Source organism: Prolixibacteraceae bacterium, assembly GCA_019856515.1.
GTDB lineage: Bacteria > Bacteroidota > Bacteroidia > Bacteroidales > Prolixibacteraceae > Halosquirtibacter > Halosquirtibacter xylanolyticus.
The window spans coordinates 1,386,147-1,402,502 of the sequence record CP082230.1 but is presented as its reverse complement, the minus strand read 5'-3'; the positions used below and the strand labels follow the sequence as shown (position 1 = coordinate 1,402,502).

Annotated in this window: 12 protein-coding genes; 5 read left to right on the top strand and 7 right to left on the bottom strand. The window is 35.7% G+C overall.

Features of this window, described 5'->3' with window-relative positions; translation table 11 throughout:
* Positions 1 to 116: 116 nt before the first annotated feature.
* Positions 117 to 932, bottom strand: coding sequence for a TonB family protein (locus tag K5X82_04755; protein ID QZT38215.1), 816 nt, complete (start codon positions 930 to 932; stop codon positions 117 to 119).
* 75 nt (positions 933 to 1,007) lie between these two features.
* Between K5X82_04755 and K5X82_04750 the strand changes: the two genes are divergently transcribed.
* From K5X82_04750 to K5X82_04740, 3 genes are all read left to right on the top strand, one after another.
* Positions 1,008 to 3,068, top strand: coding sequence for a TonB-dependent receptor (locus K5X82_04750; GenBank protein ID QZT38214.1), 2,061 nt, complete (start codon positions 1,008 to 1,010; stop codon positions 3,066 to 3,068).
* 119 nt (positions 3,069 to 3,187) lie between these two features.
* A complete protein-coding gene (locus tag K5X82_04745; protein QZT38213.1) occupies positions 3,188 to 3,592 on the top strand; it encodes a DUF5606 domain-containing protein in 405 nt (134 codons plus the stop codon).
* Positions 3,593 to 3,975: 383 nt separating this feature from the next.
* Complete coding sequence (locus K5X82_04740; protein ID QZT38212.1) at positions 3,976 to 5,604, top strand: glycoside hydrolase family 18 protein; 1,629 nt, start codon at positions 3,976 to 3,978, stop codon at positions 5,602 to 5,604.
* A gap of 148 nt (positions 5,605 to 5,752) precedes the next feature.
* Here the strand turns inward: K5X82_04740 and aroQ are convergent, their stop codons facing one another.
* A complete protein-coding gene (aroQ, locus tag K5X82_04735) occupies positions 5,753 to 6,187 on the bottom strand; it encodes a type II 3-dehydroquinate dehydratase (protein ID QZT38211.1) in 435 nt (144 codons plus the stop codon).
* A gap of 212 nt (positions 6,188 to 6,399) precedes the next feature.
* Between aroQ and xerD the strand changes: the two genes are divergently transcribed.
* Both xerD and ltrA read left to right on the top strand, forming a co-directional pair.
* Entirely contained in the window at positions 6,400 to 7,299 is a 900-nt protein-coding gene (xerD, locus tag K5X82_04730; protein QZT38210.1) for a site-specific tyrosine recombinase XerD, read from the top strand.
* Between the two features lie 488 nt (positions 7,300 to 7,787).
* The gene (gene ltrA, locus K5X82_04725) at positions 7,788 to 9,170 is read left to right on the top strand and encodes a group II intron reverse transcriptase/maturase (protein ID QZT38209.1); all 1,383 of its coding nucleotides are present in this window, start codon (positions 7,788 to 7,790) and stop codon (positions 9,168 to 9,170) included.
* 301 nt (positions 9,171 to 9,471) lie between these two features.
* Here ltrA and K5X82_04720 read toward each other — a convergent pair whose 3' ends face one another.
* The 5 genes from K5X82_04720 to K5X82_04700 all read right to left on the bottom strand — a co-directional run bounded on the left by K5X82_04720 (position 9,472) and on the right by K5X82_04700 (position 16,238).
* On the bottom strand, positions 9,472 to 11,046 hold the full coding sequence (locus K5X82_04720; GenBank protein ID QZT38208.1) for an arylsulfatase: 1,575 nt from the start codon (positions 11,044 to 11,046) through the stop codon (positions 9,472 to 9,474).
* Between the two features lie 421 nt (positions 11,047 to 11,467).
* Entirely contained in the window at positions 11,468 to 12,661 is a 1,194-nt protein-coding gene (locus K5X82_04715; protein QZT38207.1) for a saccharopine dehydrogenase family protein, read from the bottom strand.
* 330 nt (positions 12,662 to 12,991) lie between these two features.
* Positions 12,992 to 13,531, bottom strand: a complete 540-nt coding sequence (locus K5X82_04710) for a hypothetical protein (protein ID QZT38206.1) — start codon at positions 13,529 to 13,531, stop codon at positions 12,992 to 12,994.
* Positions 13,524 to 14,669, bottom strand: coding sequence for a hypothetical protein (locus tag K5X82_04705; protein ID QZT38205.1), 1,146 nt, complete (start codon positions 14,667 to 14,669; stop codon positions 13,524 to 13,526). Before K5X82_04705 ends, K5X82_04710 begins: the two co-directional genes overlap by 8 nt.
* Before the next feature lie 321 nt (positions 14,670 to 14,990).
* The gene (locus K5X82_04700; protein ID QZT38204.1) at positions 14,991 to 16,238 is read right to left on the bottom strand and encodes a DUF1015 family protein; all 1,248 of its coding nucleotides are present in this window, start codon (positions 16,236 to 16,238) and stop codon (positions 14,991 to 14,993) included.
* Between the last annotated feature and the right edge of the window lie 118 nt (positions 16,239 to 16,356).

Sequence of the window (16,356 nt, the reverse complement as noted above, 5' to 3'; positions counted from 1 at the left end):
AATTATTTATTGAAGGATAGGTAATCTAAAAATAGTAAACGAAACTTCTCTCTAGTGGAGAATTAAAATTGAGTCTCCTTACTAACACCAAACACATTAAAATGTTTTCGTATATCTTATTTATTTAATGAAAAGACAATGGGTAAGGTCATGGTGACATCAGAAGGTACATTTTCATATCTCCCCATATGCCATTTGTGATTTGTCTGTTTTATTAAATCTTTGGCTGCTTTATTAAATAAAATATTCGATGATTCTAAGATTCTTACACTCGAAACTTCTCCCGTTGTTCTCACTTTAAATGAGACAAGAACTTCTCCCTCTTTACCCTTCTGATATGCTTCGGATGGATAGAATAGGTTTTTTGATAAATATGTTTCAAGGTCTTCACCGTTGTGGTTAAATTTGGGCATCTCTATGGATGGAAAAAACTTAAGTTCCTTTCCAGCTTTGTCATAACATGTTCCTCTTTCCAGCTCTCCTTGTGAAAAGTACTCTTCTCTTTTTATCTCACCGGTAGAGTAATAGCTTGTTCGCTTACCATCTAATATGTTGTCATGGTAGTTGGATATATAGGCAATATTACCCCATGAGTAATACTCTTTGATTTCACCATGTTTAATTTTAGACTGCTTATCCTTAAAGCTCCCTTCACGAATAAGTACTCCAGTAATGGTGTAGTCTTTAATGTGGTATGCTTTATTATCACTATTGGATATCTCTCTATAGTAAGCGGCCTTACCTTTGCTTGTCTTCTTGAAGTCATTATTCAAATAGATGCGATTGGCAAAACTTATGGATGAAATGAGGAGTGTGATAAATAGAGTAAAGATTCTCATGACTCGGCCCTCCTTATATTTTGGTTTGTAATACTTAATGTAAAGATATGGATAATATTTAATTAACAAATAGTTTACATATAAAGTTTTCATTTCTACCCATTTATTAAGAATAACGTTATATTTTTGTTTTCTGAACATTAATGTATTATGTCTAATAATAAGATTATGAAATCAACATTTTTAAATTCATCAAACCTAATCCATTTTAAACGATGGAATGGGAAAGCCTACAGTGCTTTCAATACCCTAAAGAGGGTTGTGCATATTGCTACTTTGGTTTGTAGTTATGTCATCGTAACACCAGTCCTAGATGTGGCAGCGCAGGAGGTAATTAAAACCAATAGAGAATCAGAAGATTTGCTTCATGAGGATATTGAGGAGGTAATGGTATCCGCCAAGAGGGTTCCTGTTCTTTTATCCGATGTAAACCGGTCCGTAACAATTATCGATCGAAAAGAGATTGAATTGGCACCCGTTCAAAGTATACAAGATCTTCTTGAATATGCAATGAGTGTCGACATTAGACAACGAGGAGGCATGGGAGTACAGGCAGACATGAGTATTCGTGGAGGTACTTCAGAACAAGTTGCCATTTTGATAAATGGAATGTGCATCAATGATCCTCAAACTGGACATAATACATTAAACCTGCCAATTCCAATGGATGCCATAAAACGTATTGAAATTTTAAATGGGGCATCTAGTGTTAACTTCGGAGTAAATGCCTTTTCTGGGGCTATCAATATAATCACAGATGCTGAGGATACATCAAATTTGAATGTGCAGCTTTCAGCAGGTATGTATGGCTTTTTAAATGGGACGGCTTCAGCTACGCTCTCTACAGAAAGTGAGACCCACTTTATCTCTGCATCGCACAGAAAAAGTGATGGCTACGTAGATAATACCGATTTCACCATTACCAATCTTTACTATACCAACAAATTTAAGTTTAAGAATGCAGATTTAAGGTCACAACTGGGTTATGTTGATAACGCTTTTGGTGCAAATTCTTTTTATACTGCAGATTATCCTGATCAGTTTGAACATGTAAAAACGACTTTCGCTTCTGTTGAGTTAAAGGGTAAAGGTGCGCTTCACTTATCTCCATCTGTTTATTATAGAAATGGAGTCGATCATTTTCAGCTATTTAGAGATCCAGTAAATGCTCCAGAATGGAATAAAGATAATTATCATCGAACAAATGTTTTTGGAGGTAATTTAAATAGTTGGTTTGAATCTTCTCTGGGTAGAATTTCATGGGGCTTTAACTATCGATATGAGGGGATCTTGAGTAGCCAGCTAGGTGAAGAGAGAGATACTCCTAAAACGATTGTTGGTGTGGAAGAGGCTAAGTATACTCATAGTTATAATCGAAATAATTATAGTTTTTTCTTATCTGATGATCTGCATTGGAATAAACTAGACCTCTCGTTGTCTTTGATGTCGGTCATTAATAGTGATCTTGGGAAAGCATTTTGGGCACCTGGAGCTTCTTTTGGATATGAGTTTGTAGAAAATTTAAGATGGATGGTGTCAGCAAATAGTGCTCTTCGTATGCCAACTTTTACGGATATGTTCTATAGTTCACGAACCAATGTTGGGAATAAAGATCTACGACCAGAAAAGGCTTGGTCATATGAAACTGGATTAAAATATCATCATGGTGGTTTGAAATCAGAAACGACTGTTTTTTATCGTAAATCAGAAGATGTAATTGATTGGGTTGCCAAGAAAGCAGGAGTGGATAAGAGGTACTATGCAACAAATATTTCTGAAATAAACACTTATGGTGTAGAAGGAAGTTTTGAGTATAACTTCTTTAAATCACCATTTATCAAAAGGTTGTCTTTAAACTTCAGCTTTATTGACCAAGATAAAAAAGAGATCGAAGGATATGACTCTACTTATGCATTGGACTATTTAAAAGCAAAAATAGATTTGGGAGTGCGTCATAAAATATATGGTAACTTTATTGCCGATTGGAAGGTGACCTATCAGGATCGTAATGGTACTTATAAAACTTCAGTGGCAGGTCAAAAAGATCCAGTATATGTAAACTATGAACCTTTTATTGTAACCAATCTAAAAATCTCATACGAAAAGGAAAAATTCAATTTGTATGGCGAAGTATCGAATATGTTTGATAAAACATATGTCGATTTTGGGAACATACAACAACCAGGGGCGTGGGTGAGATTAGGCGTGAAGTATAAGCTAAGTCTATAATGGATATTTTTTGACTTTTGTGAAAACAGTTGATGCTTTTTTGAAGAATCCAATGTGTCTATTCGAAATAGTTGTTATATTCGTGGCAAATGAAATAATGTGAAATAATTTTTTGACATATGAAGAAAATATTAGCTATTGGGGGTCGTCCAGGTTTATATAAGGTAGTATCAGAAGCGAAGAATAGTATTATTGTAGAATCTGTAGTAGATGGAAAACGTCTACCTGCATATGCAACTTCTAAAATTAGTGCATTGGCAGATATCTCTATTTTTACTACAGAAGGAGATATCCCATTGGTGGATTTATTCCGTAAGGTTTCAGAGAAAGAAGACGGAGGAAAAACGATTAGCCACAAAGCTTCTGCAAATGAAATTAAAGCATATTTTGCTGAAATTCTTCCTAACTATGATGAGTTTCAGGTGTATGTTTCTGATATGAAAAAAGTATTCCAATGGTATAATATTCTTCAAGAAACAGGATTGCTTGTTTTTGACGAAGAAGAGGAAGATGGTGCAGAGTAATTGAATGCAGAGAACGGTGTGTTGGGTTATTAAAATGAAGATAACTGAATTCACTAATAGAAATGAAGCTAGTGCGATAATTCGTACTAGCTTTATTTTTATTTATTGTTAACCAAATAAAGTTTTTCCTCATTCTTGTGCCTCTTTTTTGTTTGCTATTATGTTGTTATATAGTATGTTGTTGTTTAGTTTGATGCAGATAGATATCGATTAAAAATAGTTATAGGTTTAATATAATATTTTTAAATTCGAATAGGAATGACTAACTTAGTATTGTAAAGTGATTAGTTTAAGATATTGTCACCTGATTATATTAAGTGAGACACTTGTTAATTGACTGTATATCAGAGGTGTCCGTAAAGATTGTGTAATATACGTATTGTATGAAAAGAATTAATTTTTATCTGTCCTATGCTTCGATATTCTTATTTCTAATGGGAATAGTGGCATGTTCACGCTCAACCAACAGCTTGTCTTTGTCTAAAAAGAAAGAAAAAGGGTACTCTATTAGAGAAGATATTTTTAACAAAGCATCTGCTTCGATGAAGGGGGAGGTGAAGTTTATTCGTGAAAACAGACCAAGCATCTCGTATGATGAGCATGTGGTATGGGGTTTTATCGATGTAGTACAGCCAACAAATAAGAATAGTGTGCCTCACAATGTTGTTTTTGATATTTCTCAAAAAAATGCGTCTAATTACATTCAGTCGATATCGATATATGAATCAGATGATGTCGAATTACATGCCCAAGATTATAATGTAGGTAGCTTAACAATTAAGCCTGGTCTAAAGAAAGCAAAAGTTGTTTTTGATAGACCGATAAAATATAAAAATGGACATGCTAAACTTATTGTGTCGCTTTACATGCGTAAGTCAATACCGAAAGACACTAAAGTTGAGATAAATCCAAAAGGTTTCTTTTACACTAAAGGACAATCATTGTACTCTGCAAAAATTGCTGATTCACGAGAACCAAAGTATGTTCCTCTAGTTTTTAATAGTAGTGTTCCTTTAGTTGATTACAGTTGGAACAAACCGATGTTTAATGTTGGATTTCTTAAGTTAGATAAGAAAAAGGGGTACCGTAATTCACAAATTGATCCTAGTGAATTTAGTCACGTTATTTTGTCTGATTTTAAAATTGCTACGGATAACTCTATCTTTCTTTCAGATAAGGGATCTTTTATTGTGGATCAAGCTGAGTTGATTAACTCATTGCATCGAAAAGGGGTAAAGGTGTTTATTCGATTGACTGCAATGGTGGATAATGACAACCAACAACGTTTAGATTATTTTACAAGTCTGTTGAGTGATGAGAAGCATATGAAAGCTTTTGCTAGAGAGTTAAAACAGATGTTGTTACGAAATAATCTTGATGGAGTAAATTTAAACTTTCAGATGTTTAAAGAGACTGGCTTGAATGATAAAGATCACCTGTGTCGTTTTATCGATGTGATTCATCAATCTTTTAGAGAAGAGGCAAATTATTCTCTTCAAGTTACTGCAAATGTAACTTCTAACTATAGAGCTTGGGATTATGAAGAGCTATCTAAAAGAACAGATTTCTTGACAGTGATGCTTTACGGCTTCTCTCGTAAGTTCTCTGCACCTTTGGATATAATTAAAACCAGAGTGAAGGAGTTGAAAGTAAAAGGAATTCCTGCAAAGAAGTTAATCCCTATTTTCCCATTCTATGGAAACAGATGGGTTGTAAATAAGACGAATGATCGTCACCTTATGTTGGTAGGTTATGTTCCGATGAAGCTCCATAAGATATATGAAGATGGTGATAAGAAATGGCATGAGAAAGAACAATGTTATACTTATGACTATCGTGATGATAAAGATTGGATTCGTGTATATGCAGAAGGCGAACGTTCTATTGAAGCCAAACTAAATTATGTGAAGAGTCAAGACCTTCTTGGTTTCGGATGGTACAACCTTGGTTTAGAAGCTCCAGAACAGGCTGAAATGCTAACGGCACTATTTGATAAATACAATCAGTTATAGTGAGTTTAATAAATGATAAAAAAAGCTACCTTCTTTTAGAAAGGTAGCTTTTTTTTTACTGCCTTTTTTGTCAATTTATGAGGTCGGAATACCATCGGCCTTGTTTTATGTGCTATCCTTGAATGAGTAAAATTCCAGGATATTTAACTTAAGCGTTCTCTTGAAGGCCTATTATTGCTTCTATGCCCAAACGATAGGAATCAAGACCAAAGCCCATAATGCTTCCTTTGCAAACAGGACCAATAATCGATTCATGTCGGAATGATTCTCTCGTTAATGTATTAGAAATATGTACTTCTATTACTGGGCTATTTACTCCCGCAATGGCGTCTCGAAGTGCAACAGAGGTATGGGTATATGCTCCCGCATTGATCACTATCCCGTCATCTTTAAATCCATGCTGATGAATTTGATTTATCAGCTCTCCTTCCACATTTGATTGATAATATGTAAATTCTACGTTTGGAAATTTTGTCTTTAAAGTTTCATAATATGCTTCAAATGACTGATCTCCGTAGATACTTTTCTCTCTAACACCTAGTAAATTTAGGTTGGGACCATTAATAATCAATATTTTTCTCATATGATTGAACAATAACGTTTTTAATTCCTTATACAGATATAAAGAAAGATAAAAATAATATTATCTAGTAATTTTCTTTATTAAATAAATTATTATTCTTATATTTATTTAACAATATAATAAGAAGGATTTAATTCTGAACTCATTATTATTGTAAAAGAAACGCTTAGAACAGAAACGGAATATTTACTTAGAAACTTAATTGCTTGATTATGAATTGGGATCAGTGTAAAAAAGGGTATGAGACGTATCTACGCCTCGAAAAATCTCTTTCACAAAATTCAGTTAGCGCTTATATGAATGATATTAATAAGCTAACTACTTTTCTTACTGCAGAATATCCAAATATTACTCCGAGAGAGGTAAAAATAGAGCATTTGCGTAAATTTGTTGAGTGGATGAATGGTAATAATGTGAGTCCAAGAACACAGGCTCGTACTATTTCCGGAACCAAATCATTCTTCAAATTTTTATTGATGGAGAATGTTATTGAGGCAGATCCAACAACATTGTTAGAGAGCCCTAAAATTGGACGTAAATTACCCGATATTCTTACTCCAGATGAGATCGATCAGATTATTGATGCGATTGATTTAAACAAGCCTGAAGGTGTCCGTAATAAAGCTATTATTGAGGCTTTATATAGTTGTGGATTGCGTGTTTCAGAGCTAGTGAACTTGAAAATTTCAAATTTACATTTTGAAGAGGAGTATATTGTTGTTGAAGGTAAGTCTGAAAAAGAGAGAATGGTACCTATTAGCAATAAAGCGATCAATGACATTAAAGATTATGTAGAGAAGTATCGTGTAAATCTTAATGTTAGCCCTGATAGTGAAGATATTCTATTTTTGAACCGTAGAGGACGACAGTTAAGTCGTGTTATGATATTTACTATTATTAAAGGTTTAGCGGATAAGGTGAAGTTGAATAAGAACATTAGTCCTCATACTTTCCGTCACTCATTTGCTTCTCAATTGATTGAAGGTGGTGCTGATTTGAGAGCAGTACAAGAAATGTTGGGACATGAATCTATCTTGACAACAGAGATTTATACCCATTTAGATCAAGATTACTTGAAGGACACAGTTAATCGTCACCACCCAAGATCTTAAGATAAGATACGAAATTAAATTTTCTGACCTAAAAAAAGCCATCCTAATAGGGTGGCTTTTTTGTGTGTGTGCCATGCATGGAAATTAACTAATCGGTGTAAGTCCGTAGTGGAGGTTTGTAGAGCCAACCACCTAGCAGAAGGCAAGGGTGCTTATCGTGAGGTATAACCTGAAGGAAGCCGTATGCAAAACTCTGATCCGAGGTATACGAATCGCATTAGGCGGTATATAACTGGATAAGCTTGCACAACAAAGTAAAGTCCGAATTCTACACGGAGTTTATACCGTAGATGTGGCGGATAGATGGAGTGAAAGTTAATTCCCTTACCATGGGAGATCTCACAGGTGGATAGAATGTATTTTCCCTGTCCATTCATAAAAAGTTAACTGTGAGAAGTCAGCCGAGGTCATAGTACTGTACCCACTTTACAGGAAGGACTGAATCTTAAATTGTTCATAATACAGACTGTTACCTAATGAAGGGATCAATGCAGAAAATATCGGAAGATAGCTACTTAAGTGAAGGTAGAGCGGAACTCGAGAATAACTCAAGAGCGCACACTTTCAATGGGATAACTGAAGCCATTATGGAAACGACCATTACAACAGATAATTTATTAGAACGTGTCCTAGAATCAGATAACCTAAATAAGGCTTATTTACAGGTTTATCGTAATAAAGGGAGTCATGGAGTTGATGAGATGCAAGTGGAATCCTTAAAAGATTATCTCAGACTTCATCGAGAAGTTTTAATAACAGAACTACGAGAAGGGAAATACCTTCCCAATCCTGTACGACGAGTCGAAATACCCAAAGAACCAGGTAAAACACGCCCTTTAGGTATTCCTACTGTCGTTGATCGTGTCATTCAACAAGCCATTTCACAAGTTCTTAGCCCTATTTATGAGGAACAGTTTTCCAATTATAGCTTTGGATTCCGTCCGAATAAAGGAGCACATACAGCCATTATAGCCTGTAGAGAAATGATCACATCAGGTTATCATTATGCTATCGATATGGATATGGAGAAATTTTTCGATACCGTCAATCATAGCAAATTGATAGAGATCTTATCACGAACGATAAAAGATGGACGATTAGTTTCCTTAATCCATAAATATCTAAGAGCCGGAGTTGTTGTTGAAGCGAAGTTTCAAGAAACAGAAACAGGAGTTCCTCAAGGTGGACCTTTAAGTCCCTTGCTAAGCAACATTATGCTGAATGAATTAGACCATGAACTCACAAGACGAGGTCATAAGTTTGTTCGTTATGCAGATGATATTGTCATCTTATGTAAAAGCAAGCGAGGAGCTACACGCACGATGAATTCTACAATTCGTTTTATAGAAGATACTCTATTCTTAAAAGTGAATCGAGATAAAACAGAAGTGGTGCGCTACAATCAGATTAAGTTTCTTGGCTACAGTTTTTACAAAACAAAAGGTGCCGTTCGTTTTCGATTGTCGAAAAAGACACAACGGAAAGTGAAGCGCTCTTTGGAAGGAATTGTAGCACGGAAGAATAGTATTGGTTACGATGAAATCAAATCCAAGCTTAAAAGTTATATTCAAGGATGGGTAACCTATTATCGATTGGCAGATATGAAATCATTTCTGAAACAAGTAGATGAATGGCTAAGACGACGTATCCGTATGGTAATATGGAAATGTTGGAAAAGAGTAAGAACGAAGATGAAGAATTTAATGAAACTCGGAGTTTCGAAGAACAAAGCGTATGAATATGCAAATACGAGGAAAAAGTATTGGCGCATTTCAAAGAGTCCAATTCTACAAACGACTATAACGAATAAGAATTTGGAGAAGGCAGGCTATATTACGCTAAGTGATTATTATCAGAAAGTAAAGTCGTGATTTAGGGAGTCGCCGTATACGAGACCCGTACGTACGGTGGTGTGGGAGGTGTACTGGAAGATAAAATATCTTCCAGCCATCTACCCGATCTATACTTAGCGTATTCTTTTTAAATCCACAATAATCTCTTCCAGTTTCTACCTGTTTTTGTTATATCCCAATGATTGGGTTAGAGTATTTGAAGTAATAAAAGTTTTGATGTGATAGAGGTGTTTTCTTAATAGTATTGAAGAGTTGTCTAAAACCTAAAAAAGCCATCCAAAATAGGATGGCTTTTTTATATTTATAACAGTTGTTATGCTTAAAGGACAGGTTTGAAATTTGATTTCCACTTGTACCCTTTGGTTAATTCTTCGTATCTTTTTGTCATCTTCTTTAGAAGTTCAGGTTTGTCTTCTGCTAAGTTTTTAGCTTGACCAATATCTTCTTTGATGTTATACAGTTGATACTCTTCGCTGTTCCCTGTTTCATTCATTACACCCCAGTCAATATATTTTCCTCCTTTGTGTGGTGGAATAAGAATATAATCACCCTGACGTAATCCTGTTTTGTGGTTTATTGCTTCAAAAACAAACTCTTTACGACCTACTTTGTCTTTTCCTAAGAAAGCATCCAATGTGTTTTTACTATCCTTAAGATCTATATCTTTCACTCCTAACATGTGAGCGAACGAAGCCAAGAAGTCCATTTGAGTAACCAATGCATTAGAAGTACCTGGTTTAATATGGTTAGTCCATCGGATAAAGAATGGAACTCTTGTTCCTCCATCAAGAAGGCTGTATTTACCTCCTCTAAGTGGGCCTAGTGGCTTATGATCTCCAAGAAGTTCGTCTGCTTGGTCTGCATAACCATCGTCTGTTACAGGACCGTTATCGCTAGAGAAGATAACAATTGTATTATCATCTAACCCAAGTGATTTAAGATGTTTCATGATCTCACCTACACACCAGTCTGCTTCCAAAATAGCGTCACCACGAGGACCCATCCCTGATTTACCTACAAAACGTGGGTGCGGAATACGAGGTACGTGTGGCTCATGAAGTGCATAATAAAGGAAGAAAGGTTCATCTTTGTGGTTTGTGATATACTTCTTGGTCTTGTCTAAGAATAGATCTGCCATATCCTCATCTTTCCACAATGCGCTTTTGCCACCCTTCATGTATCCGATACGAGAAATACCGTTAACGATTGATTGGTTGTGTCCTTGAGTTGTTTTCATCTTTAACATCTCAGGATTTGCCTTTCCTGTAGGTTCTCCAGGGAAATTATTCTTGTAATTAACTTCTATAGGATCATTAGGATCTAAATGATCTACATGACCGTTATTGATGAATACACACGGTACACGATCATTGGTTGCCGCCATGATATATTCATCATTAAAACCTACTGCTCTAGGACCTGGTGTTACCTCTTTGTTCCAGTTTACTGATCCATCTCCTAGTCCAAGATGCCATTTACCGATAACACTTGTGTGATATCCTTGTTGTTGTAGCATTTTTGGAAGTGTAGTCCAAGTGGTATCAATTAATAACGGAGCATCTCCAGCTAATATCTCCGCACGTTTATTTTTCCATGGATAAGCACCTGTAAGCATACTATAACGAGCTGGAGTACATGTCGCCGATGTAGCATATCCACTTGTGAAACGAATACCTTCATTGGCTAACTGATCCATGTTCGGTGTTTTGATGCTTTTGCTTCCATTACAACTAACATCTCCATACCCTAAATCATCTGCAAAGATTACCAAGATATTGGGTTTCTGAACAGGGCTCTTTGGCTCTTCTTTTTTGACCTTACATGAAGTAGAAGCTAGCATCATTAATGATAAACATGCTCCTCCCAAATGTTTGGTGAAATGTGTCTTATTCATCTGTCTGAATTTATATGTTATGATGTAAATATAGGGCATATATCAATTACATAAACCATACTGGTAGGGGTATTGAAGATTTATGCACAACTGTTGTACGATAATACTACTCCTAGCATAAAAAGGAACCTGTATTTTTCTGTTATGGTCTAGTGGCTGTTTCTGCTTGTAAGGTAGGGATGGAGATGACTTTCTATGTTAGAGATCTATTAATTGAACCCATCTATTTTTGGGTATACCCTTTATACAAAGTGTTGACGATCTGTCTAATAAATAATATGGTACTTGTGTGTGGTAAATTTTGGAATAATAAGATGGTAAAATTGAGCTTCCATATAAAAGGAAACCGTTACAATGGGGAGAAAAAAATCGCTACCATCAATGGATATGGTAGCGATACTGAAATATTATTTATCGTGGTTTAGAACTCTAAATCCACATCTGTTTGTTCAATCCAAGGAAGTCCGTTTTCACCTAAAAGATCTAAAAAAGGATCTGGGTTAAACTCCTCTACATTGTAGACTCCTGGTTTTTCCCATTTGCCTTCTAAGAACATCATTGCCCCAAGCATACATGGAACACCTGTGGTATAGCTAACACCTTGCATTCCGGTCTCATTAAATGCTTGTTGGTGGCTGCAGTTGTTATAGATGTAATATGTCTTTTCTTGACCATCTTTAACTCCTCGGATACGACAACCAATAGAAGTCTCTCCACTATAGTTCTCTCCTAGGTCTCCTGGATCCGGAAGTACTGCTTTTAAAAACTGAATTGGAACAATCTCTTTCCCTTCATAATTAATCGGTTCAATGCTTGCCATTCCAATGTTTTGAATGACACGTAGGTGTGTAAGATATTCTTGTCCAAATGTCATCCAAAATCTTGCACGTTTAATTGTTGGGTAATTTTTAACCAACGACTCCAACTCTTCGTGATAGATAAGATACGACTCTTTTTCTCCAATGTTTGGATAGTTTAGAGGTTTATGTATCTCGTGAGGTTTGGTGGTTACCCATTGTCCATCTTCCCAATACTTTCCCTCTTGTGTAATCTCTCGAATATTGATCTCTGGATTGAAGTTTGTTGCAAAAGCCTTTCCGTGGTCGCCTCCATTACAATCCACGATGTCAAGATAATGAATTTCATCAAAATGATGTTTTGCTGCATGGGCTGTGAAAATGCTCGTTACACCAGGATCAAATCCACAACCTAAGATTGCAGTAATACCCGCCTCTTCAAACCTCTTCTTGTATGCCCATTGCCAGCTATATTCATATTTTGCTTCATCAATAGGTTCATAATTTGCTGTGTCCAAATAGGATACTTTTGTCTCTAAACAAGCATCCATAATAGGAAGATCCTGATATGGCAACGCAACGTTTACAACCAATTCAGGCTTAAATGTTTCAATAAGTTTTACAACTTCTTGTACGTTGTCAGCGTCAACGGAAGCCGTAGAGATATTCACTCCTTGTATCTTCGATGCAATGGCTTTGCACTTAGATTCAGTTCTACTTGCAAGCATGATGTCTGTAAAAACAGCAGGATGTTGTGCCATCTTTTGGATCACTACCGATCCAACTCCGCCAGCACCAATTACCAAAACTCTACTCATTTTCTTTGATAAAAATTGAAGTTAATTAATGAAGATATTTAGCTCTATTATAAGTCGACAAATATATGATTTTTGTCTAATAAAATGGGGTATCCAAATAAGAAAGAAAATAAAATGCCTTATTCTGAATAGAATAAGGCATTAACGCTCTAGAATGAAATACGCAAAGAGTTGATTTTAAAATAATACAAAATGAAAACAGAACAAAATCATCTACATGATAATTATAGTAATCCTAGAGCGATTTAAACATCACTATATACTCATCTGCTCAAACAATATCTTGCCTGTAATGTTTTTATATCACTTCCCTTTTAACGTTTGTTTTGTTTATTCGAAGATATTAATAACTCCTTGATCTAATAGGTTTGCTGAGATCTCAAGCTCTTGCTCAAGAAAAGCATCCATGTCATCTTCATTTTCAAATGTTACGACCAATTGATGGCCTAAGACCATAAGTCCTTCAGGATCTTTAATAATTTTCAAACCAGAAAGTTCTGAACTAAAATCCTTAATTAAAACCCCTGGATGTCCAAATTCTCTTTCATCAAGATAAGCCAAGTAATCACCATACCATGCCTCTACTTGTTTTAAGTTCTCAATATAGTCTCCAAGTTCTTTATGCTTATCAAAGCTCATTAATTGAATACGGAAGATCTCTAAATCGCCTTCTCCATTAATATAAGCCATGTAGGTCGACATCGGTACCTCCTTTTCGCTTAACTCTTGTATCGAAATAGGGTAGATCTTAGTCGAAAAAAATGGAAAATGATTATGAAATAGAATATCATAGTCATTTTCGATATTTGATTTAGGATCAACACCTATTAAGAATTTAGGATTGATATCTTCGGGCATATTCTTACTCATCTTTTTTTCGTTTAAATAATCCTCGTTTTTTCTTTTTCTTCTTTTTCGTAGGATTTGTTGGTGCAATGTTACTACTTTTTTCCTTCTCTGGAACTCTTACAGAACGTATAACATCCATAAAGTGTTCTTGATATTTTTTAAATAGTATTTCGTTGACCTCCTCAATAACCGTGACCGCTTTCCCTTTATTAACTCGAGTAATCACTACTCCTTTGGTTGTATATGGTCCATCTTGATAGCGCCTTCCCATATATCCCATGGTCATACGTGTATTAAAATCACCTTTCTTCCAAGACAGATCACTTTCTCTTCTATAGGGCAGTTTAAGACGCATATTGGTACTGTAGTAAACCAAGTCTTGCATCCAGTCGACATCTTCTTTTATAATCGTTATCGTAGGTGTAGTGGTGCCTACTTTCTTGTGTGTTATGGGTTTAGATGCAAAGGTGAGTATCTGCCGTTTTGTGCTATCATTTCCCTCTTTATGTACCAACTTCCAATCGTTAGATGGGAACTCAATTTCCAACTCTCCCTTATGAATAGGGAATACCGTTTGATATGTCGTAGAGTTAAGTAGTTTACCAGAGGCGTCAAAAAATGACCATTTACCCTCTTTCTTTCCTCCTTTATAAAAGCCTTTTGCTTTGGTTCTTCCATTATTGTGGTACACTACAGTAGGTCCATCGAGTATTCCATTTACAACATTGGATTCGGCACGTATTCTACCATCTTTATAGTACTCTTTTATCTGTCCGCTTAAAACCCCCTCTTCGTAGGTCTCTTCTGCTTTCATTTGGCCATTATTCCAATAGTAGTTGTGGATACCATTAGGCTTACCCCCTTTAAATAACCCTTCATGTTTGGTTCTACCATTATAGTAAAACCATACAAAGCGTCCATCCCATGGTATTGCTTTCTTTCCATTTAAAAAACCTCGCATATGAACCCTATCACCATCATTATTATATACTGTAATATTGGCTTTTTTGTTGATGACCTCAATTACGGTATAATATGCACTCATCTCTTGGGGTACTCGCTCAAACCATTGGTTATAGTATAAGGTATCCTGAGCTAATAAACGCATTCCACTCATGATGATTAAGAAGAGTGTTATGCTTATGGTCTTTTGATTCATGGGCTTATAGTTTTACTCTACTCCATAGAGATATCTATATTATGGTAAATATATTGGTGCGATATTTTACCCATTGTGAGTTGAACTGAAAGGGGTCTAATTTTCTGATCATAAGTTTTACTAACCATTTAATTAAGCTTATTGCATTTTGTGTTCAATATGACTTGTAAACCAAATGGCTAAATAATCAAAATGATAGGAATCAGTTTAATTCATAATTGGTATTATATAATACATTTGCAAAAATAACAAAAAAAGCCAAGATATCATTACAAATGATTGTAATGATATCTTGGCCACAACTATGTTTATCGGCAATGCTTATTGTAGTTTATGTACTACCAAACCAGAACGAAGTTTCGGTTCAAACCACGTTGTCTTAGGTGGCATAATATTATCTGTATCCGCGATATTGACAAGCTGTTGCATAGAGACTGGATAAAGAGCAAAAGCAACTTTCATCTCATCCGAATCTACTCTTCTGCTCAACTCACCTAGTCCGCGTATTCCTCCTACAAAATCAATTCGCTTATCACGTCTTAAATCTTTAATGCCTAATACAGGATCTAAGATATGCTCCGAAAGAATTGTAACATCTAGCCCTTGAATTGGGTCATCGTCGTTACACATCTCTGGTTTAGCATCGAAGCGATACCATTTACCTTCTATATACATACAGAATTGGTGTAGCTTTTCTGGAGTTAACTCTTCTGTTGACGAATCTACAAAATCGAATTTCGTTTTCAATAGATTGATAAACTGATCCGAACTCATGCCATTTAAATCCTTTACCAATCTATTATAATCGATAATCTTCAATTGGTTGTCTGGGAAGTGTACTGCCAAGAAGAAGTTGTACTCTTCATCCCCTGTATGGTTAGGGTTTTTCTCTCTCATCTCTTTTCCCACCAATGCAGCAGCTGCAGTTCTGTGATGTCCGTCTGCAATATAGGTGTTCGAAACCTTTGCAAACTGATCTGAGATGAATCGAATGTCTTCTGGCTTGTCAATCACCCAGAAGTGATGTCCAAAACCATCTTCTGCAACAAAGTCATAAACGGGTTTATGATCTGCAACAAATTTCTCTACATAAGCATCAATAGCATCCACCGCTGGATATGAGAAAAATACAGGCTCCATATTTGCTTGTGTATTTCTCACATGCTTCATGCGATCTTCTTCTTTATCTGCTCGTGTTAACTCATGTTTCTTAATCACCCCATTAAGATAGTCATCTACGGCTGCACAACCCACAATACCATATTGTGTTCGGCCATTCATTGTCTGGGCATAGATATAAAGTTTATCTTCATTATCCTGCTCTAACCATCCTTCTTTTTGGAACTCCTTAAATTTATCTACTGCTTTATCATACACATCTGGTGCATGCTCATCCTTACCTGCCTCAAAGGCAATCTCAGGTTTGATGATATGTAGTAGAGAATATGGATTTCCTTCGGATTCTTTTCTCGCTTCCTCTGAATTTAGAACATCATATGGGCGAGATGCAACTTGTGTTGCCAAATCTGTACGTGGACGTAAACCTTTAAATGCTTTTAGAATAGCCATACTTTTCGTTTTCTATTAAATTACACTCCTAAGAGGATCGAAAGAGAGATGAACTCTCTTTCGTATCTCATTTTTATTCCATTATTTCAAAATAGTAAACCGAATGTATTTGCGTGGT

Bases quoted from the DNA above. Each gene is read 5' to 3' on its own strand.
- aroQ (QZT38211.1), bottom strand. From the start codon at position 6,187: ATGAGAAAAATATTGATTATTAATGGTCCCAACCTAAATTTACTAGGT.
- K5X82_04745 (QZT38213.1), top strand. From the start codon at position 3,188: ATGAAGAAAATATTAGCTATTGGGGGTCGTCCAGGTTTATATAAGGTA.
- ltrA (QZT38209.1), top strand. From the start codon at position 7,788: ATGCAGAAAATATCGGAAGATAGCTACTTAAGTGAAGGTAGAGCGGAA.
- K5X82_04755 (QZT38215.1), bottom strand. From the start codon at position 932: ATGAAAACTTTATATGTAAACTATTTGTTAATTAAATATTATCCATAT.
- K5X82_04750 (QZT38214.1), top strand. From the start codon at position 1,008: ATGAAATCAACATTTTTAAATTCATCAAACCTAATCCATTTTAAACGA.
- xerD (QZT38210.1), top strand. From the start codon at position 6,400: ATGAATTGGGATCAGTGTAAAAAAGGGTATGAGACGTATCTACGCCTC.
- K5X82_04720 (QZT38208.1), bottom strand. From the start codon at position 11,046: ATGAATAAGACACATTTCACCAAACATTTGGGAGGAGCATGTTTATCA.
- K5X82_04710 (QZT38206.1), bottom strand. From the start codon at position 13,531: ATGAGTAAGAATATGCCCGAAGATATCAATCCTAAATTCTTAATAGGT.
- K5X82_04700 (QZT38204.1), bottom strand. From the start codon at position 16,238: ATGGCTATTCTAAAAGCATTTAAAGGTTTACGTCCACGTACAGATTTG.
- K5X82_04705 (QZT38205.1), bottom strand. From the start codon at position 14,669: ATGAATCAAAAGACCATAAGCATAACACTCTTCTTAATCATCATGAGT.
- K5X82_04740 (QZT38212.1), top strand. From the start codon at position 3,976: ATGAAAAGAATTAATTTTTATCTGTCCTATGCTTCGATATTCTTATTT.
- K5X82_04715 (QZT38207.1), bottom strand. From the start codon at position 12,661: ATGAGTAGAGTTTTGGTAATTGGTGCTGGCGGAGTTGGATCGGTAGTG.